Source organism: Weizmannia sp. WK01, from assembly GCF_025905465.1.
GTDB classification, from domain to species: domain Bacteria; phylum Bacillota; class Bacilli; order Bacillales; family Bacillaceae_C; genus Weizmannia; species Weizmannia faecalis.
Map to the genome: position 1 here is coordinate 1,993,841 of NZ_CP109616.1, position 17,401 is coordinate 2,011,241.

General features: G+C 48.4%; 19 protein-coding genes and 1 riboswitch. Of the genes, 2 read left to right on the forward strand and 17 right to left on the reverse strand.

From position 1 onward, the window contains the following. Window positions 1-252 precede the first annotated feature (252 nt). Complete coding sequence (locus tag OF158_RS09420; RefSeq protein ID WP_014098129.1) at window positions 253-501, forward strand: ferredoxin; 249 nt, start codon at window positions 253-255, stop codon at window positions 499-501. 31 nt (window positions 502-532) lie between these two features. Here OF158_RS09420 and OF158_RS09425 read toward each other — a convergent pair whose 3' ends face one another. The 13 genes from OF158_RS09425 to OF158_RS09485 all read right to left on the reverse strand — a co-directional run bounded on the left by OF158_RS09425 (window position 533) and on the right by OF158_RS09485 (window position 13,057). Continuing rightward, on the reverse strand, window positions 533-1,111 hold the full coding sequence (locus tag OF158_RS09425) for an ECF transporter S component (protein WP_014098128.1): 579 nt from the start codon (window positions 1,109-1,111) through the stop codon (window positions 533-535). A gap of 147 nt (window positions 1,112-1,258) precedes the next feature. Next, window positions 1,259-1,394, reverse strand: a riboswitch (FMN riboswitch). Between the two features lie 70 nt (window positions 1,395-1,464). Next, window positions 1,465-2,181: a peptidoglycan DD-metalloendopeptidase family protein gene (locus OF158_RS09430; RefSeq protein ID WP_014098127.1), complete on the reverse strand. Its 717-nt coding sequence runs from the start codon at window positions 2,179-2,181 to the stop codon at window positions 1,465-1,467. A 108-nt stretch (window positions 2,182-2,289) separates the two neighbouring features. Next, window positions 2,290-4,059, reverse strand: coding sequence for an ATP-binding protein (locus tag OF158_RS09435; protein ID WP_035184669.1), 1,770 nt, complete (start codon window positions 4,057-4,059; stop codon window positions 2,290-2,292). Then, complete coding sequence (locus OF158_RS09440; protein ID WP_014098125.1) at window positions 4,056-4,772, reverse strand: response regulator transcription factor; 717 nt, start codon at window positions 4,770-4,772, stop codon at window positions 4,056-4,058. Before OF158_RS09440 ends, OF158_RS09435 begins: the two co-directional genes overlap by 4 nt. Before the next feature lie 150 nt (window positions 4,773-4,922). Beyond that, entirely contained in the window at window positions 4,923-6,122 is a 1,200-nt protein-coding gene (gene ccsB, locus OF158_RS09445; protein WP_026104515.1) for a c-type cytochrome biogenesis protein CcsB, read from the reverse strand. 43 nt (window positions 6,123-6,165) lie between these two features. Continuing rightward, the gene (locus OF158_RS09450; RefSeq protein ID WP_035184667.1) at window positions 6,166-7,806 is read right to left on the reverse strand and encodes a cytochrome c biogenesis protein ResB; all 1,641 of its coding nucleotides are present in this window, start codon (window positions 7,804-7,806) and stop codon (window positions 6,166-6,168) included. Between the two features lie 15 nt (window positions 7,807-7,821). After that, on the reverse strand, window positions 7,822-8,361 hold the full coding sequence (resA, locus tag OF158_RS09455) for a thiol-disulfide oxidoreductase ResA (RefSeq protein ID WP_035184665.1): 540 nt from the start codon (window positions 8,359-8,361) through the stop codon (window positions 7,822-7,824). 117 nt (window positions 8,362-8,478) lie between these two features. After that, a complete protein-coding gene (locus OF158_RS09460) occupies window positions 8,479-9,216 on the reverse strand; it encodes a pseudouridine synthase (RefSeq protein ID WP_035184663.1) in 738 nt (245 codons plus the stop codon). Window positions 9,217-9,347: 131 nt separating this feature from the next. Continuing rightward, window positions 9,348-9,881 (reverse strand): spore maturation protein, encoded by a 534-nt coding sequence (locus tag OF158_RS09465; RefSeq protein ID WP_019720473.1) that lies wholly within the window; start codon window positions 9,879-9,881, stop codon window positions 9,348-9,350. Beyond that, window positions 9,881-10,471: a nucleoside recognition domain-containing protein gene (locus OF158_RS09470; protein ID WP_013859547.1), complete on the reverse strand. Its 591-nt coding sequence runs from the start codon at window positions 10,469-10,471 to the stop codon at window positions 9,881-9,883. The genes OF158_RS09465 and OF158_RS09470 overlap by 1 nt, the downstream gene beginning before the upstream one ends. After that, window positions 10,464-11,744, reverse strand: coding sequence for a D-alanyl-D-alanine carboxypeptidase family protein (locus OF158_RS09475; protein WP_080666377.1), 1,281 nt, complete (start codon window positions 11,742-11,744; stop codon window positions 10,464-10,466). Before OF158_RS09475 ends, OF158_RS09470 begins: the two co-directional genes overlap by 8 nt. Continuing rightward, window positions 11,710-12,312, reverse strand: a complete 603-nt coding sequence (scpB, locus tag OF158_RS09480) for an SMC-Scp complex subunit ScpB (protein WP_014098117.1) — start codon at window positions 12,310-12,312, stop codon at window positions 11,710-11,712. The genes OF158_RS09475 and scpB overlap by 35 nt, the downstream gene beginning before the upstream one ends. Before the next feature lies 1 nt (window position 12,313). Then, a complete protein-coding gene (locus OF158_RS09485; RefSeq protein WP_017550482.1) occupies window positions 12,314-13,057 on the reverse strand; it encodes a segregation/condensation protein A in 744 nt (247 codons plus the stop codon). Window positions 13,058-13,213: 156 nt separating this feature from the next. On the opposite strand from OF158_RS09485, the gene OF158_RS09490 reads away from it, so the two are divergent. Beyond that, window positions 13,214-13,306 (forward strand): YjcZ family sporulation protein, encoded by a 93-nt coding sequence (locus tag OF158_RS09490; protein WP_014098115.1) that lies wholly within the window; start codon window positions 13,214-13,216, stop codon window positions 13,304-13,306. Between the two features lie 70 nt (window positions 13,307-13,376). Here the strand turns inward: OF158_RS09490 and OF158_RS09495 are convergent, their stop codons facing one another. From OF158_RS09495 to OF158_RS09510, 4 genes are all read right to left on the reverse strand, one after another. Further along, complete coding sequence (locus OF158_RS09495; RefSeq protein WP_014098114.1) at window positions 13,377-13,736, reverse strand: GNAT family N-acetyltransferase; 360 nt, start codon at window positions 13,734-13,736, stop codon at window positions 13,377-13,379. Window positions 13,737-13,884: 148 nt separating this feature from the next. Continuing rightward, window positions 13,885-15,201: a diaminopimelate decarboxylase gene (gene lysA / locus OF158_RS09500; protein ID WP_035184659.1), complete on the reverse strand. Its 1,317-nt coding sequence runs from the start codon at window positions 15,199-15,201 to the stop codon at window positions 13,885-13,887. 142 nt (window positions 15,202-15,343) lie between these two features. Next, the gene (locus OF158_RS09505) at window positions 15,344-16,822 is read right to left on the reverse strand and encodes a spore germination protein (protein ID WP_014098112.1); all 1,479 of its coding nucleotides are present in this window, start codon (window positions 16,820-16,822) and stop codon (window positions 15,344-15,346) included. Continuing rightward, on the reverse strand, window positions 16,815-17,387 hold the full coding sequence (locus tag OF158_RS09510; RefSeq protein ID WP_014098111.1) for a stage V sporulation protein SpoVABEA: 573 nt from the start codon (window positions 17,385-17,387) through the stop codon (window positions 16,815-16,817). The genes OF158_RS09505 and OF158_RS09510 overlap by 8 nt, the downstream gene beginning before the upstream one ends. Window positions 17,388-17,401 lie beyond the last annotated feature (14 nt).

A 17,401-nucleotide genomic window follows, 5' to 3' on the forward strand; every position in this document is an offset into this window, starting at 1 on the left:
TGTTCTTTAGCTGAAAAAAGGGGGAAGTGCAAGGAAAAATCGGGGGTTGGTTCTATTTTAACATGGAAACAGGCGATTTGTTTACCATTTTTTTCATTGATTCGACAGGTTTCACGAACTCCGCCAGCCCGCTATTGAAATAAGAAAAAAAGAGTTTTAAAATGAAGGAGAAACACCGGCATGCCTTCGTGCACATGACGAGGCTGCCTGTTTTTCTTTTCTGCCATGATTGAACAACGAGGAGGAATCAAAATGGCAAAGTTTACAATCGTGGACAAAGATACATGCATCGCTTGCGGCGCTTGTTCCGCCAGCGCTCCTGATATTTTCGACTATGACGATGAAGGGCTTTCTTTCGTGATTTTGGATGATAATAAAGGCACTGCGGAAGTCCCGGAAATATTGGAAGATGACCTGATGGATGCCTTTGAAGGATGCCCGACAGAATCGATTAAAGTTTCCGACAAGCCTTTTGATGGCGATCCGTTAAAATACGAATGAAAAAAAGCAGGCCGTTTGAGCCTGCTTTTTTTCATATTCTTTTTCCCCCAATGGCGGATGCTTTGTCAATCCAATTTTTCATTTTTGTAAACATGAGCATAAACAAAGCCGTCACGATGAGGCCTTTCACAAGATTAAAAGGCAGCACGCCCGCCACAATATACGCTTTTACATTCCCGACCGAAAAGTTCATGAAGTACAGGTAAGCCGGTAAAATGACGAAATAATTTAAAATGCTCATACATACCGACATGGATACCGTGCCAGTGACTAGACCTACAGTCATGCCTTTTTTTGTCCGCATCCGTTTGTAAATGAGATATGTCGGCAGGACGAACAGCATCCCTGCAAAAAAGTTTGCCACATTCCCGATCGGTACCCCTGCTTCACTGCCGAGTGATAAATAATTCAGGATATTTTTGATTAGTTCCGCTACAACAGAAGCCATCGGCCCGTAAAGAAGGGCTGCCACCAATACCGGAATGTCGCTGAAGTCCACTGTTAAAAACGATGGAAAAGGCGGAACCGGAAATTTAATAAACATCAGCATAAAAGCCAGAGCACTGAGCAACGCGACCGCAACGAATTGCTTTACATCCCATTTCTTCATTTAAACTTCCTCTCTCCTTGTGACCGATTTATCATCAAAGGAAGAAAGGTGCCGCGGACCAAAATGAAAAGCCCCTGACAAAATGTCGGGGGCTTTGTAATAGGCGAGTCCAAATAAGCGTTTAATACGTCATTAAACACTGGCAACCTTTATCTTCTCCCATCCAGACTATACTGTCGGTTTTGGAATTTCACCAAATCCTGCCGGAAATCCGGCTCGCGGACTGAAAGGCAACTGCCTTATCACCGCCGGTCGGGAATCTCACCCAGCCCCGAAGATAAATCGTATGAAATTTTGATTACAAGCTTATTATACATGCCGGCTGCCATTTTGTGAAGCATTCCGCACCACTTTCATTCATTTTTTATTTTCAGCACCTGGCCGGCCATAATCCGGTCCGACCGCAATTTGTTCCAGCTTTTCAGCCTTCCCACGCTCGTATGAAAATGGAGGGCAATGTTCCAGAGCGTGTCGCCTTTTTTCACAGTGTAAGCTGCAGGCTGAGGGACGGTGGAAGCAGCAAAAACCCCGTAAGGATCATGGGTCTTGGCGGAAACCGTCTGGCCCGGCGCGCCTGGTCCGAAGATCAAAAACGGGTCAATGGCGTTTTTCTTATCCGGCGTCCATGGCCCGTTATGCACTTCAAAATGAAGATGGATACCAGTTGAATGGCCGGTCGAACCCATATAGCCGACCACCTTTCCTTTTTCAACATGCTGCCCCGCTCTCACTGCCCTTCCGGCAAGATGGGCGTAAACCGTTTCATAACCGGACGGATGGCGGATAAAAACAACATGGCCGTAGGATGCGGACAGATAGGAACGGGTAACGGTACCTTCTTGGGCGCTGAATACTTTTGCGCGGTATCTTCCGGCAATATCAAGCCCTTTATGTGTGCCGTATCTTGTGTTAAATGTGTCGGAGATCGTCCCTGCCGCCGGAAAAATCCAGTCTTTTGTCGCTTCATGGATAACCGACCCGGATGCGGCTACGTCATTTGCCGAACAGGCAAACCCCAGGCATGCAGCTGTCAATGAAACGAAAAGGCATATTTTGATGTATGCCGGCAATTGATCCACCCCATTTTCATTTTTTCAATTCCGTTTCAAGCAAAGCCATCTTCTAAGATGCGCAAAAAACGGGAAAATATACAAAAAAAGGCAGACCCGGCGCAGAGGTCAGCCTTTTTTTGGAAGGAAAAATGAAAAGGTGGTCCCTTCCCCTAATTTGCTTTTGACAAAGATCCGGCCACCATGCCCTTCGACAATGTTTTTGGCAATCGCAAGGCCCAGCCCTGTTCCCGATTTGCCGCGCGTCCTTGCTTTATCCGCTTTGTAAAAGCGTTCAAATACAAACGGCAAATCCTCATCCGGTATACCGGATCCGTTGTCTTCGACGTGTACATATACGCCGCCGGGTGCTTCTTCCTCTTTTACTTTGACGTAACCGTTCGGGGAAGTATGCCGGAGGGCGTTATCAATTAAATTCGTCAGCACCTGTTCAATTCTGTCGGCATCGATTTCAAGGGTGAGATCGCTGTCCGAAGTCTCGCAAACGAGGTCGATTCCTTTTTCTTTCGCGATGCCGTTAAATTTATGTGTCACTCTTTCAATGAAACTGTTAAATGAGACCGGCTCCATTCTGAACGAAAAATGCCCTGCTTCCATTCTTGCCAGATCGAGCAGCTCATTGACAAGCCGGCCGATCCTTAGCGTTTCATCGTAAATGATTTTGGCAAATTCTTTCTTTTCTTCTTCACTTGCCGCAATATCATCAATGATCGCTTCGCTGTATCCCTGCAACATGGCAACCGGCGTCCGCAATTCGTGCGAAACGTTTGCGATAAAATCATCGCGCAGCTTGTCCAGCTTCCGTTCTTCCGTCATATCGCGGATAATGGTGACAACGCCGCGGATCCGGGACAAATTATAAAGCGGGCTTGCAATCATAACATAGTACCGGCCGTTGATTTCAATTTCATCCGTCTGTTCTTTCTCCGTTTCGACCACTTTCGCAAGCAATGCGGACAACCCTTCAGGAAGCGGGGCGTCTTTTGCAGCCTGGTTATGATACCAGTTTTGAAGAAACATCTCAGCCGGCGGGTTCATGATTAAAATGGCACCGTCCCGGTTAAAGGTCAAAACACCGTCGGCCATGCTGCTTAAAATATTCCGCAGCTGCTCTTTTTCCTGCTTTAAGGCGTCCATATTAAATTTAAGCTGTCGCCCCATCGTATTAAAAGCGGTGGCCAGTTCCCCGATTTCATCACGGGTTAAAATCGGCACCTTTTTGTCAAAACGCCCTTTTGCCACTTCAAAAGCCGCTTCCCGCATTTTATGCAATGGCCCGCCAATCCTTTTTGAAAGGAAGAAAGCAAAGCCGGTCGTTAAAATAATGGCAATGCCTGCACCGAGCAAAATGATTTTTGTCGTTTGCCGCGTCATTTCCTGAAGCACTTCCAATGACTGGTAAACAAATACCGCGCCCGGTTCTTCCCCCTTCACATGAAGCGGGACGGCCGTCACAATCACATGATGGTACTTATTGCGGGAAGACCCGCCAGAAGGGGTTAACTCTTTGCTCACTTTCTTCTTTTCGCTAAACACTTGGGACAGCTGCTTGTCCTTTAAAATCGACGCGTACGGGATCCCTTTGTATGATTTGGAACCGGACGGATAAAAGATATCATTTTTGCGGTAAACGATCATGACTTTCTCGTTTTGGTCCAGAACGCCGAGGGCAATTTCTTTCCCGATCTTTCCGCTTGGGTGCTCCTCCATAATCCTCGAGATTTTTTGCGCCGTATTAGACAAATCCTGCTCAATCTGATTGATATGGTATTCTTCAAAAAACTTGAGCAACAGTACCGTCAGGATGAGCAGAACGCAGGCAACCATCAGCAGAATGGTCATCCACAGTTTCCCGACAACCGTCCGCCAAATTCTCATTCCGGCGCAACCTCAAATTTATACCCGACGCCCCAGACGGTAACGATCATTTTAGCCGCGTTTTCGCTCACTTTATTCAATTTTTCCCGCAAGCGTTTGACATGCGTATCCACCGTACGGAGATCACCGAAAAATTCATAATGCCATACTTCTTTTAAAAGCTGTTCGCGGTCAAACACTTTATCCGGAGATTTGGCGAGAAAATAAAGCAGCTCATACTCTTTCGGGGTCAGATTGACTTCCTTTCCGTCCGCTGTGACGCGGTGAGCATCATTGTCGATGGTAATATGCGGGAAAACGACAATGTCTTTTGCTTTTGTATCCGCGTTTAAGAAACCCGTTTGCAACGACCGGCGGAGCAGGGCTTTCACCCGCAGTACCACTTCGCGCGGGCTGAAAGGTTTTACAATATAATCATCCGCGCCAACTTCAAATCCTTCCACCCTGTTGGCTTCTTCGCCTTTAGCCGTCAGCATGATCACGGGCGTCATTTTCTTTTCGTGCAATTCCTGGCACACTTCAATGCCGTCTTTGCCCGGCATCATAATATCGAGCAAAATGCAGCTGTAGTCTTTTTCAAGCGCCATTTTCAAAGCGGTATCGCCGTCTTCCGCTTCATCTATCGTGTAATTTTCCCTTTCCAAATACATTCGTAACAGGCGCCGGATCCTTTCTTCATCATCAACCACTAAAATTTTTACATCCTCATCCATGGCTATTCCTCCTCAGTCAATATCAGCCGCCTGCTGCGAGCAAGATTCATCCAGCCGGTAAAATCCTTGCGGGCTTCCCGGGGCCATGCAAGCCGCCCGCATCCCCGGGTGGGGCTCCCGGGGATGCGCAGGATTCAAAAGCTTACAAAATCAGGCATACGAATGCAGCCCAGCAATGACAAGATTTACTGCAATCAGGTTAAACAGAATAATGGCAAAGCCAATGACGGCCAGCCAGGCGGATTTTTCACCTTGCCAGCCTTTTGACATGCGCAAATGGAGAAAAGCGGCATAAAACAGCCACGTAACCAGTGCCCACACTTCTTTCGGGTCCCAGCTCCAAAATTTGCTCCAGGCAATTTGTGCCCAGATCATCGCAAAGATTAACGCGCCGAGCGTAAACACCGGAAACCCGATCAATACCGAACGGTAGCCGATCTCATCCATTAAATCCGCATTTATATTTTTGGTGAGCGGTTTTAACAGCGCGCCGATCCGCTTTCTGGCCGCCAACCGGACCAGCACGTAAAGAATGATGCCGCTCAAAACAGACCAGAGCACCGTGTTCAGTTTGACGGCATTGATAAAGGCCGGCACATAAAACCACGGCGTCATTCTCCCAGCTGTTAAAAGTTCCCCGCCATGCGGCCCGATAACAGCCGGCATATGGTAGACGAGGGCATTTTCCCCCGTGTTTTTTGCCCCGTTACGGTCAATCCAGCTGAAATCCGCTTTGTAATGAAACAAGCCGAAAGCGGATTTTGCGACAATAAAACCGGCGATGCAGATTAAACAAAGCATAACAAATTCCAGCCAGAAAGTCTGCCGGTTTGATTTTTGCTGATCAGTGCTTTTCACAAGGTAAATCAGCCCGGCAGCAAAACTGACAGCAAGAATGGCCTCCCCGGCGGCCGCCGTTGTCACATGAATCTGCAGCCAGTAGCTCCTGAGAGACGGCACGAGCGGATTGATGTCTTTCGGGAACATGCTTGCATAGGCAATCAAAAGAAGTGCAACCGGCAAAGCAAACAGCCCGAGCACCGCACTCCTGTAAAGAAAATAAATGACCATAAAGGCTCCAACAAGCATCATACCAAAAAAAGTAGTGAATTCAAATAAATTACTTACAGGGGCATGCCCGGATGCGATCCACCTTGTAATAAAATAACCGGCCTGGCAAATAAACCCCGCAACCGTTGCGAAGATCGCAAAATTTCCCCACTTCGTTTTTTGCGGCCCAGTGCTTCCCTGTCCCTTTTTCGGTGTGCGGATCGCGCCGCCAAACAGTAAAGTGCCGATTAAATACAAAAGAAATGCGGCGAACAACAACCGGCTGCTCGTTTCGACCAGATTTTCCAATTTTCCCCCTCCTCATCCGATTGCTCCTGTCTGTTTAAGCCGTATGGGCCTGTTGCGGATTCTTCCGTTCTTTTCTGTCAACAAGCGCCGGCATGCCGGATGCGCTGAGCACCCATTCCAGCTCCCTTTTTAGCCCGTACCAGTTTTTATTTGTATGGGCTGCCAAAAGCACGGCGCCTTTCTCCCGCTTCAGCCAGAAACGGCGGTGATTCCAGTACGCGCCTTGAATAACCCCGATCATAAAGATCGCGCCCCCAACGGCCAGTACCCAGAGCGTCTCGTCTTTTCTTACGGCCAAAGCAGAAACATTCCGCGTTTCAAGCCCGGCAAAAGCCAGCTTGTAGTCATTTTTTCCGAGCGGTTCCACAGTCTGACGGATGGCAACAAAGCTTTTTTCCCCTTTCGGATGCTCCGGCGAAATTAAGCTAAAAAGAAAAGCAGGATTGTTTGGAATATACGAATCCGTTTGCGGCTCCCCGTTTTTGGCAAACCCTGTAAACGAAGGATAGTAGCCGAGCAGCTTGACTTTATAGCCGTTTCCGAGCGGGTACTCCGCCTTTGGATGGTACAGGTCAATTTTAAGTTTGCCGTATATTTTTTTATTCGACTTCTTCTCAAAAGCAAAAGACATCGCCTGGAATTCATCCAGCTTGTAATCCATTTGATACACGGCGTAATGTCCGAATTTCAAAGGCTTATTGACCTGGATGCGGTAGAATTTCACTTTTTTAAGCGGGGCGTCTTCCCCTAAAACGCGCTTTTTCCCCTGCTTGTAAAGCACGGCATCCGTCTCGAAATTTTTCGCAACATTGCCGACCCTATTCAGTGCCGATTCAAAATTTTGATTGTCTTTTTTGCTGTAAACTTGCAGCTTGAATTGCTTGTTCAGGAGCACATACTGCCCGTTTGTGCCGGGGAGCACCGCTTTTTCTCCTTCCCTCACCCAGACCAGTTCATCGACATACATGCCGGGAACAAAGCGGAGCATAGAGCCGCAAAGAAAGATGATCAATCCGATATGGTTGACGTACGGCCCCCAGCGGGAAAACCGATTTTTCTCGGCAAATAAGTTCCCGCCTTCTTCGCGGATTTTATAATGTTTCGCTTCAAGCCGGTGTTTGACCTGTGCATAAGCGGCGTCATCGATGGCCCCTTCCTTTTTCACGTACAGGCGCTGCCGCTTCAGAAACCCTTCATGGCGCGCTGCTTTCTGGTTTGAGAGGGCGCGGCGCAGCGGGATAAAGCGGTCAAGGCTGCAAATGACGAGCGAAACGCCGATCAGGGCGATGAAAAGCAGATACCACCAGGAATTGTACAGGTTATCAAATCCGAGCGTATACCAGAGCTTGCCGAACCAGCCGTACTGATTCTCGTAATACTCGGACGGGTCGACATTGGAAGGGATATAGTCGGCCTGGGGCAGCACAGTGCCGAGTGCTGACGCAATTAACGTCAGGACAATCAGCCAGACACCGGTTTTTACGGACGAAAAAAAATTCCAGATTTTATCCACCGGCGTTTTTTTATACACTTGCGACCTGCGCGCGCTTCCTTCATACCGCATATCATGGAGGACTGCCGCCTCCGCTTCTGCTGTCAGCGCTTTCCCGCACGACTCGCACAAAACGGTCCCGGGAGGATTCACATGTCCGCACTCACATTTTATATCCTTCATTGTCTCTCTCCTCGGTTATGGTTTGATCATATCCATCATGTCCTGAATGTCTTTTTTGGAGAGGTTTTGGTTTCCAATGATCACTTTTTTGACTTTCCCGTCCGGCCCGATCAAAAAGGTTGTCGGAAGGGGGTCGATGTGATACGCATGCTGGACATCACCGTTTTTATCAATCAGCACCGGGAACGTAAGCCCGTACTGTTTCACGAATTCGTCCACAAGAAAGCGCGTATTTTTTACGTGGACGGCAAGAATTTCCACGCCTTTTGGTTTATAGGACGAATAGAGTTCATTCATATAAGGCATTTCTTTCTTGCACGGCTCGCACCATGTCCCCCAAAAATTCAAAAGGACACCTTTCCCTTTATAATCAGATAACCGGTACGTTTTCCCATTCAAATCTTTCAGGATAAAATCAGGGGCCTTATCCCCCGCTGCAAGCGCTCCCCGCGACTCCTTCGTCGCATTTGCATACAGTGTGTAACCGACAGCCAATACCAAAACAGCGAGAATCGCGGCGCGGAAAATGAGACGTTTCTGTTTCGTTTGTGACATTGCTCCTCCCCCTGTCCAAAAGTGTCACACAACTCTCATACATTATAACATTTTTCTGTCCTTTTTCGCTGTTTTTTGAAGTTTTTGTGAACAAAATAAGCCCCTTAACTTGCGCTTTTATTTACGGGAGGCGCCGCCGTTTTCGGCAAGGGATCTTAACGTCTTGACTTCGTGCGGGGTGAGCTCCCTTTTTTCGCCCGCGTTTAATCCTTTTAATGTCAGCATGCCGTATGCTTCGCGCCGCAGTTTTTCAACCGGGTAGCCGAGATGTTCGAACATGCGCCTCACTTGCCTGTTTCTGCCTTCATGGATCGTAAGCTGGACGATCGCTTTCTTTTTTCGTTTGTCCATGGACAACAGTTTTGCCCTGGCAGGCGCAGTCATGCCGTCCTTTAGCCGGATCCCTTTTTCCAGCTGCTTTAATTCCTGCCTGGATGGAATGCCGGAAATCCTTGCAATATACGTTTTGTCGATTTCAAAACGCGGATGCATCAGAAGGTTTGCAAATTCACCGTCATTGGTGACTACTAAAAGGCCCGACGTGTCGTAGTCGAGCCGGCCGACCGGATAAACCCTTGCACCCGCATCGCGGAAATAATCGCTTACCGTTTTTCTCCCTTTGTCATCGCTGACAGTGGAAATCACCCTTCTTGGTTTATAAAAAAGGTAATATACTTTTTCTTCACGCTCAAGCGGAATGCCTTCCACTTCAATTTTATCCGACTGGGATACTTTTGTCCCCAGCGTTCTGACTGTCTCCCCGTTCACTTTTACTTTCCCTTCCAGTATCAGCTGTTCCGCTTTTCTCCGGGATGTGACACCGGCCTGTGCGATCACTTTTTGCAAACGTTCCATCCGTTACACCTCAATCTGTTTTGCTTAAACTATCCTTTAAGCATTATGGCATAACGTAAATAAAATGCAAAGCCGGACGAGCGAAACAAGCACCCTGAAATGACGGAGAAACCGTTTTTTCTTTTACCGCGTCAGAATAACAACAGCACCATGAAAATCGCAATCATAATCCCGAACAGATCGGCGAGCAGCCCGACTTTTAAGGCGTCCCCCATTTTCCGGATGCCGACTGCCCCGAAATAAACGGTTACAACATAAAGGGTGGTATCCGTGCTGCCCTGGATGACGGATGCCATTCTCCCGATGAGCGAGTCCGGCCCGTATGTTTTGATCAGATCCGCCATCAGGGCAAGAGCGGCATTGCCGGAAACCGGCCGGATCAAAGCAAGCGGCACGACTTCAGATGGGATACCGAGCAAATGCAGGGCCGGTTTTAAAAATCCGACAAAAAAATCGAGCGCCCCTGAGGCCCTGAAAATTGTGATCGAGACAAGCATGCCAACTAAAAAAGGAATGATGGAAAAGGCAATTTTAATGCCTTCTTTGCCGCCTTCCACAAATGTTTCGTAAGCCGGCACTTTTTTCCATGCGCTGTAAAGCAGGATAAATCCGACCATTGCCGGAATCAGCCAAATTGAAATCAGTGAGATCCATTTCAAAAACATCACTTCCTCCGTTTCGTCCGCCGGTGGTAAAAATAGCGGTCAATGCAAATGGCGGCAATGGTCGTTGCAAAAGTGGCGATGCAGGTCGGCGCCACAATCTCGGTCGGATGCGCGGAACCTGCATTCAGGCGGATAGCAATCACCGTTGCCGGAATAAGTGTGAGCCCGGATGTGTTTAAAGCAAGGAACGTGATCATTGAACGGCTTGCTTCCGGTTTCCTTCCGTTCAGTTCGTGCAGCTGCTCCATCGCTTTAATGCCGAGCGGAGTGGCGGCATTTCCGAGCCCAAACATATTGGCAATCATATTGGAGAGGATGTAGCCGAGTGCCGGATGGTTGTCCGGCACATCCGGAAACAATTTTTTTATCACCGGCCGGAACAGGCGGGAAAGTTTTGAAAGGAGGCCTGAAACTTCCGCAATCTTCATCATCCCGAGCCAGAAAACAAGAACGCTGATCAGGCCGATGCTGATCGAGACCGCATCGCGCGCGGATGTAAAAATCGCCTCGTTCACCGCCTGCATCTTGCCATTTACCGCCGCAAAAACGAGCCCGATCACGGCCATGCCGATCCAAATATAATTAACCATTGTTTTTCAGCCCCAATTGGATCCAAAATGTCTCTTTGAACTGTTCAAGCCATGTTTCTTTCTCTTTAACCGGCGTTTTCTGATAATAAATAGGCGTGCTCGCGATCACCTTTTCGTTTAAATAAACAATCGCCCTTCCGACGGTCTCCGGCACTTTTTCCGGGTCTTTCCACGAATTTTCAGGCTTTTTGATCCGGTATTCGACTTTTACGGCGTCTTCTTCTCCGGCTTTAAGCGGGTAGGTGATATCCCGTTTCACATAAACATGCTGTTTCAAATATTTCGTGCGGACGGCGGCAACCGGCCCCTCTTCCACAATCCGTTTCCTGTCATACTGGCTGAAGCCGTACTCATACATCGCAATATGGTCATCCCAGTCATCCGAATCGTTCAGGGTAACGGCGATGAGATTTTCGCCGCCTTTTGCCGCCGTTGTCACAAGTGTCCGTCTGGCCGCTTTCGTATAACCGGTTTTCCCGCCCGTACAGTACCGGTACTTTTCAGTCAGCAGCCGGTTTTTGTTCCGCCAGCCTTTGTAAAATTTCGTGCCGGTAATTTTCCGGAACTCTTTATTTTGCATCGCGTATTTCATTAACAGCGCCATATCGTAAGCGGTCGAATAATGGCGGCCACCCGGGTCTTCAAGGCCGTTCGGGTTGGCAAAATGGGTGTCATGCATGCCGATCTCCTTCGCTTTTTCGTTCATCATAAAAACAAAGCCTTCTATGCTGCCCCCGACATTTTCGGCAATGACATTGGCGGCGTCATTTCCCGACCGGAGCATGAGCCCGTAAACAAGATCCTTCATTTTCCATTTGTCTCCCGGTTTCAAATACAATGATGACCCCTCGGTACGTACGGCGCGGTTCGAAACGACAGCCTCCTTGTCCATTTTTCCCGATTCAATGGCCACTAGCGCCGTCATGATTTTCGTAATCGAGGCAATGCTTCTCGGTTCATATGCATCTTTTTCGTACAAAATCCGCCCTGTATCCTGGTCCATTAATATCGCGCTTTTTGCCTGCACAGACGGCGTATCAGCAGCAGCCGCTCCGGGCGGAAGGGCCGAAAAAACAAGCACTGCAAGCGCCGCATATAGGAAGTACCGTTTCATAAAGAAGCTCCTTTTTTCAGCTTTTCCAAACCGTGTTTTGTACAAGTTTATGCACGGAACAGGAAGAAATAACCGGAATATGTGTGAGACGAAAAAAGCCTGCACCAATTTGGGCAAGCTTTCTTCACGGCGAAAATCCGTTTTCGCCTTTTTCTTCATGGAATTTTTCAAAAAACAGATCTGCTTCTTCCTGCGAAAATTCGTCTTCCGGCTGTTCGGGAAACGGCGGCAGTTCTTTTAAACTTTTCAGCCCGAAATGGTCAAGAAATTCTTTGGTCGTACCGTAAAGGATTGCCCGCCCGGCGCCTTCCTGCCTGCCGACTTCCTGGATGAGCCCTTTTGCCATCAGCGTCTGCAGCGGCCTTTCTGTTTTCACACCGCGGATTTCTTCGATTTCAATTCTTGTAATCGGCTGTTTATAGGAGATGATCGCCAGTGTTTCAAGTGCCGCCTGCGATAATGTATTCGTATTCGGGGATTCGACCAGTTTTTTTAAATACGGCGCATGCTCTTTTTTGGTTGCCAACTGGTACGTGCCGGCCAGTTCAATGAGCGTAATGCCGCGATCCGGGTCGTTTTCATATTGTTCTTTTAAACGCTTTAAAATTTCAACTGCTTCAAACTCTTCAATTTCCATTACATGGGAAATTTGCTTCAGGGAAAGCCCCTCGTCCCCTGCAACAAACAACAGGCTTTCGAGGATGCCTTTCCAATGGACGATTTCCATATCAATCCCCCTCTTTCCTTACAACGGTAATGTCACCGAAATTTTCTTCCTGTACCGCCATAATTTGATGGCGCTTAATCAGTTCCAGGACAGCCAAAAAAGTTACGACAATTTGTTCTTTATCGTGAAAAGAGAATAAGTCGTAAAATTGGACGCTTCCCGGCGCCGTTTCCAGCTGTTTTAAAATTTCATCCATTCTTTCTTCGATCGAGATTTCCTGCCGTGTGATTTTGGTAAACAGCGGTTTTTGCAATTTTTTTCTGCGCAAAAGTTTATTTAACGCGCCGATCATATCATAGATCGTCACATTGGCGCCGATTTTTCTTCCATCTGCGTCCGACGCATACGCCGACAAATCGCTCGGCGGCTTGGTGAAGATTTCGCTGCGGCCGGCTTCAAGGCGTTTGAACGTGCTGGCTGCTTCCTTGTATTTTTTGTATTCGAGGAGGCGCTCGACAAGTTGTTCGCGCGGGTCTTCTTCCACCGTATAATCTTCATCCGGTTCATCTGGCTCCTGTTTTGGCAAAAGCATTTTGCTTTTGATCGCCAAAAGCGTGGCCGCCATCACAAGATATTCGCTTGCGACGTCCAGTTCAAGCTCTTTCATTGTATGGATGTAGTCCAAATACTGCTCGGTAATTTCAGCAACCGGAATATCGTAAATGTCGATTTCAAGCTGGTGGATCAGATGCAAAAGCAGATCGAGCGGTCCTTCAAACGCGCCGATTTTCACCTTATATTCCATAAAATTGTACACCGTTCCTTTTTCAAAGCGTCAAAATAAGTATAGCCTGAAACGTATGTATCTCCAATCAAAAGCGCGCAGATGGGCAGGAGTCCATACACGTTCCGGCGCGCCTACATAGTATACCATGTAATGACTGTTGAGGGAGGGGTTATCATGGCTGACGGTTTTGGCTGGGGCAGCGGATTTGCGTTAATTGTCGTGCTTTTTATTTTGTTGATCATTGTCGGCAGTGCGTATATCTGGTAACCGTAAAAAGGGCCTCCGGCATCATGCCGGCAGGTCCTTTTTGCCGTATCCGAAATAAAAGAAGACCCGGTCAGGACAGGTCTTCTTTTTCAGCACACTTATGGAAGAAGTCAACAATGTATTTATTCGGAACCACTTCTTTTCCTTCATACATTTGTTTTAAAGCCTTGACCATGCTTTTCCCGATTCCTTGGTCGCGATAAGACGGATTGACGGAAATATGCTGGATTTCCACTTTGTCCCCATCCAGTACAACCCCGATCAGGCCAACAATGTCATCATCCTCTTTCCATAAAAAAAGCTGCCACTTGTCTTCTGTTTCGTACAATTGCTTTGTTTGCTGCAGCTTTTTCAAATCTTTTTCATCTGGCATAAAGGACAACAGGCCCATTGCAATCTTATCGAAAGATTTTTTATACCGAATTAACATACTGAATCCCTCGTAATCATCCAATTTAATTCAAACGCTTTACTTATTAGTATATTCCTATTTCAGAGAAAGTAAACAAGGCACGTACAATATTTTCCAAAAGCAAGTCCGGAAAACAAGTGCCATCCGCTTTTCCGCCCCGGATTTGTCAAGAAAGCGGCACGCGCAGACGGAGATCATTGCGGATCAGGTCTTCGTACGTCTCCCGCTTTACGACAAGCTCATCTTTGCCGTTTTCGACAAACACAACCGGCGGGCGTGGGATCCGGTTATAGTTATTTGCCATCGAATAACCGTAAGCGCCAGTGCAAAATACGGCCAAAAGGTCATCGCTGCCTGTCTTCGGCAGCGGCAGATCCCAAATCAGCATATCCCCCGACTCGCAGCATTTCCCGGCAACGGATACGGTCTCTTCGCACTTATCAAGCGGACGGTTGGCCAGCACTGCTTCATATTTTGCGTCATAAAGTGCCGGGCGGATATTGTCGCTCATCCCCCCGTCAACCGCAATATATTTTCTGACATGCGGCACTTCCTTGCGGGACCCGACCGAATAAAGCGTCGTCCCGGCTTCGCCGACAAGCGAGCGGCCCGGTTCGATCCAGATCTCGGGAACCGGCAGGCGGCGGGAACCGGCCTGTTTCTTCACTTCTTTGACGATTTCTTCTACATAATAAGCAGGCGGAAGCGGATGGTCTTCTTCCGTATAGCGGATGCCGAAACCACCGCCAAGGTTAAGCACTTCCGGAAAATAACCGTACCTGGCATGCCACTCGTCCAGTTTATCCATAATTTTCTGCACAGCCAGGACAAAGCCGGCTGTTTCAAAAATTTGCGATCCGATATGGCAATGCACCCCGAGCAATTTTATCCAGCCGGATGAAAGCACCTGCTTCAGCGCCGCCTCCGCCTGCCCGTTTTGCAAGTCAAAACCGAATTTTGAATCTTCCTGGCCCGTTAAAATATAATCATGCGTATGGGCTTCAATGCCCGGTGTGACCCTTAAGAGCGCGGAAACTTTGCGGCCTTTTTCAGCGCACAAGTTTTCCAGCATGTCAAGCTCGTAAAAATTATCGGCAACGATGCAGCCGATTCCGGCATCAAGCGCCATTTCCAATTCTTCCCGGCTTTTATTGTTGCCGTGGAAATGAATGTGTTCAACAGGAAACCCGGCAGCAAGGGCAGTATACAGTTCCCCGCCTGAAACAACATCCAAAGACAGCCCCTCTTCATCTGCAAGCTGGATCATGGCAATGGCGGAAAAAGCCTTGCTGGCATAAGCAACCTGGGATTTGACGCCGAGTTTCCGGAATGTTTCCTTGAACGCTCTGGCCCTTTGCCGTATTAAAGCAACGTCATATACATAAAGAGGCGTTCCGTAACGGGCAGCGAGGCTTACCGTGTCAACACCGCCGATTTCGAGATGCCCCTTTCCATTTACCTTTACCGACCCGTTATGCTTCATGTTTTCAACCCCACCTAATATTCCGCCAATCGGGAGAGAAGCCTTCCCGGCATAAACCGGGGTAGGCTTCCCTCCCTTTCCTAGAGCTTTTGCGTTAATTTTCTACTAACTTTAACATAAAAACAGGCTTTCTGCAATAGTTTCAAGCTTCAGGCGGCTGGCGGAAGCGATCGACCGGGTGGACAATGCTCGGGCGGTACTTGGAGCCCGGAACCGGCCTTCTGAACAGGATTTGGAAAAATGCCTGCGGGTTAAACGGGATAAACGGCCAGAAATACGGCGTGTTCAACGGCCGGATGGACACGAGGAACAGCAGAAAAACGGTGCTGCCGATCACAAAGCCTTTGACTTTAAAAATTGCTACGATAATCAGTAAAATCATTCTCACAAGTTTATTCGCCACGCTCAGCTCATAACTTGGTGTGACAAAAGTGCCAATCGCCGCGGCGGATACATACAAAATGACTTCCGAAACAAACAGCCCGGCTTCAACCGCAATCTGCCCGACCAAAACGGCCGCAATCAAGCCCATGGCGGTGGCGAGCGGCGTCGGCGTATGGATGGCGGCAACCCGCATAAACTCAATGCCTAAATCGGCGATAAGAAGCTGAAGGACAAGCGGGACATGCGACTGCTTATTCGGCCCAATGTAATCCAGTTGCTCCGGCAAAAGCGACGGTTCCACCGCCACTAAATACCAAAGCGGCAGGAGAAAAAGAGAAACGGCAATCCCGAAAAACCGCACCCAGCGGATAAACGTGCCGACAGCTGCAGCCTGGCGGTATTCTTCGGCGTGCTGCATATGGTGAAAAACCGTTGTCGGCATAATCATCACGCTTGGTGAAGTGTCCACCAATACAAGCACATGCCCCTCCAGCAAATGGGTGGCCGCGACGTCCGCCCGTTCCGTATAGCGGATCAGCGGGAAAGGATTATAATTTTGTTTCAAAATAAATTCTTCTACCGTTTTATCTGCCATCGTAATTCCGTCAATATCAATCGCCTTCAGTTCTTTTCTGACCGTTTCGATGACTTCGGGATCTGCCACGCCTTCAATATAAGCAATCGATACATCCGTTTTCGAGCGTTCGCCAACTTTCATCATTTCAAAGCGCAGCCGCTCATCGCGGATCCGCCGCCGCGTCAAGGCCGTATTGATAACAATATTTTCAACATAACCGTCACGCGCCCCACGGACGACTTTTTCCGTATCCGGTTCCATCGGCGTCCTTCCCGGATAACTGCGAACATCGATAATAAATGCTTCTTGTTTTCCTTCGACATAAATGGCGATCAGCCCGGACAGCACTTCATCGACCATTTCATCATAGGTTTTGACTTTTTCGACCTGCATATGGACGATGTAATTTTCAACAAGCTCATGCACTTTCCCGGAAGAAAATTTGCCGTTATTTAATCTCAGCAGTTCTCTCATAATTTGGATAATCGAAATCGTTTCCGTGAGCCCGTTGACATAGTACAGCTGGATTTCTGTATCAAGGACCTGGATTTTTCTGACACCAATATCATAACTGATGCCAAGTCCGACTTTATTTTTAAAAAATGCTTCCACTTCTGCCGGATTGGATGAAATCAGCCTTTTCCTGCCTGTTTCAGCCATGCTTGAACCCGCTCCTTTCCAAGATCAGGCGTACCGCTTTTTCTGTGATCGGGGCGCCGATATGATAATCGTCTTTTTTCGACATTTTGCCGACATCCCCGATGCCGACAATAATGGGCACGTCCAGCCGGTCAAGACTGTAAACCGTGTCCCCGTTGATTTTTTTCAAATCCATTTCCGGAATGCCGAATTTGTCCACCCCGTACGGCGTGATTTCACCGGTATTGTCAATGCACACATCCACCCTTGACCATTCGGCCTGATGGGTTTTCGATGCGACCGCAATCACGCCGAGCACTTCGATGCGCGGATGCCCGGCCACAAAAGTGAGCGCCTCTTCGCCGGGTCCCGGGCCGATCACCCCTGAATCATCGAACATGGCAAAAACAGGGTCTCCGGCCGCCTTGAGGATCAGGTCCGCGATCTGCTCCCCACAAAGCCGGGTTGGATTTCCGTATGATTGTGAAATACAGCGCCCGCCCATTTTTTTCGCGACGCATTCGATTGCTTTTTTCGCATACTCATCCCCGTCCGTGACAAGGATCACCCGCCGTTTTTCCCCCATGCCGGTTGTTCCTT

Coding starts and splice junctions, on each gene's coding strand:
- OF158_RS09495 (WP_014098114.1), bottom strand. CDS start 13,736: ATGTTAATTCGGTATAAAAAATCTTTCGATAAGATTGCAATGGGCCTG.
- OF158_RS09510 (WP_014098111.1), bottom strand. CDS start 17,387: ATGGGGGAAAAACGGCGGGTGATCCTTGTCACGGACGGGGATGAGTAT.
- lysA (WP_035184659.1), bottom strand. CDS start 15,201: ATGAAGCATAACGGGTCGGTAAAGGTAAATGGAAAGGGGCATCTCGAA.
- OF158_RS09440 (WP_014098125.1), bottom strand. CDS start 4,772: ATGGATGAGGATGTAAAAATTTTAGTGGTTGATGATGAAGAAAGGATC.
- OF158_RS09425 (WP_014098128.1), bottom strand. CDS start 1,111: ATGAAGAAATGGGATGTAAAGCAATTCGTTGCGGTCGCGTTGCTCAGT.
- OF158_RS09490 (WP_014098115.1), top strand. CDS start 13,214: ATGGCTGACGGTTTTGGCTGGGGCAGCGGATTTGCGTTAATTGTCGTG.
- resA (WP_035184665.1), bottom strand. CDS start 8,361: ATGTCACAAACGAAACAGAAACGTCTCATTTTCCGCGCCGCGATTCTC.
- scpB (WP_014098117.1), bottom strand. CDS start 12,312: ATGGAAATCGTCCATTGGAAAGGCATCCTCGAAAGCCTGTTGTTTGTT.
- OF158_RS09505 (WP_014098112.1), bottom strand. CDS start 16,822: ATGGCTGAAACAGGCAGGAAAAGGCTGATTTCATCCAATCCGGCAGAA.
- OF158_RS09470 (WP_013859547.1), bottom strand. CDS start 10,471: ATGGTTAATTATATTTGGATCGGCATGGCCGTGATCGGGCTCGTTTTT.
- OF158_RS09475 (WP_080666377.1), bottom strand. CDS start 11,744: ATGAAGAAAAAGGCGAAAACGGATTTTCGCCGTGAAGAAAGCTTGCCC.
- OF158_RS09420 (WP_014098129.1), top strand. CDS start 253: ATGGCAAAGTTTACAATCGTGGACAAAGATACATGCATCGCTTGCGGC.
- OF158_RS09485 (WP_017550482.1), bottom strand. CDS start 13,057: ATGGAATATAAGGTGAAAATCGGCGCGTTTGAAGGACCGCTCGATCTG.
- OF158_RS09435 (WP_035184669.1), bottom strand. CDS start 4,059: ATGAGAATTTGGCGGACGGTTGTCGGGAAACTGTGGATGACCATTCTG.
- OF158_RS09465 (WP_019720473.1), bottom strand. CDS start 9,881: ATGTTTTTGAAATGGATCTCACTGATTTCAATTTGGCTGATTCCGGCA.
- OF158_RS09460 (WP_035184663.1), bottom strand. CDS start 9,216: ATGGAACGTTTGCAAAAAGTGATCGCACAGGCCGGTGTCACATCCCGG.
- OF158_RS09450 (WP_035184667.1), bottom strand. CDS start 7,806: ATGAAGGATATAAAATGTGAGTGCGGACATGTGAATCCTCCCGGGACC.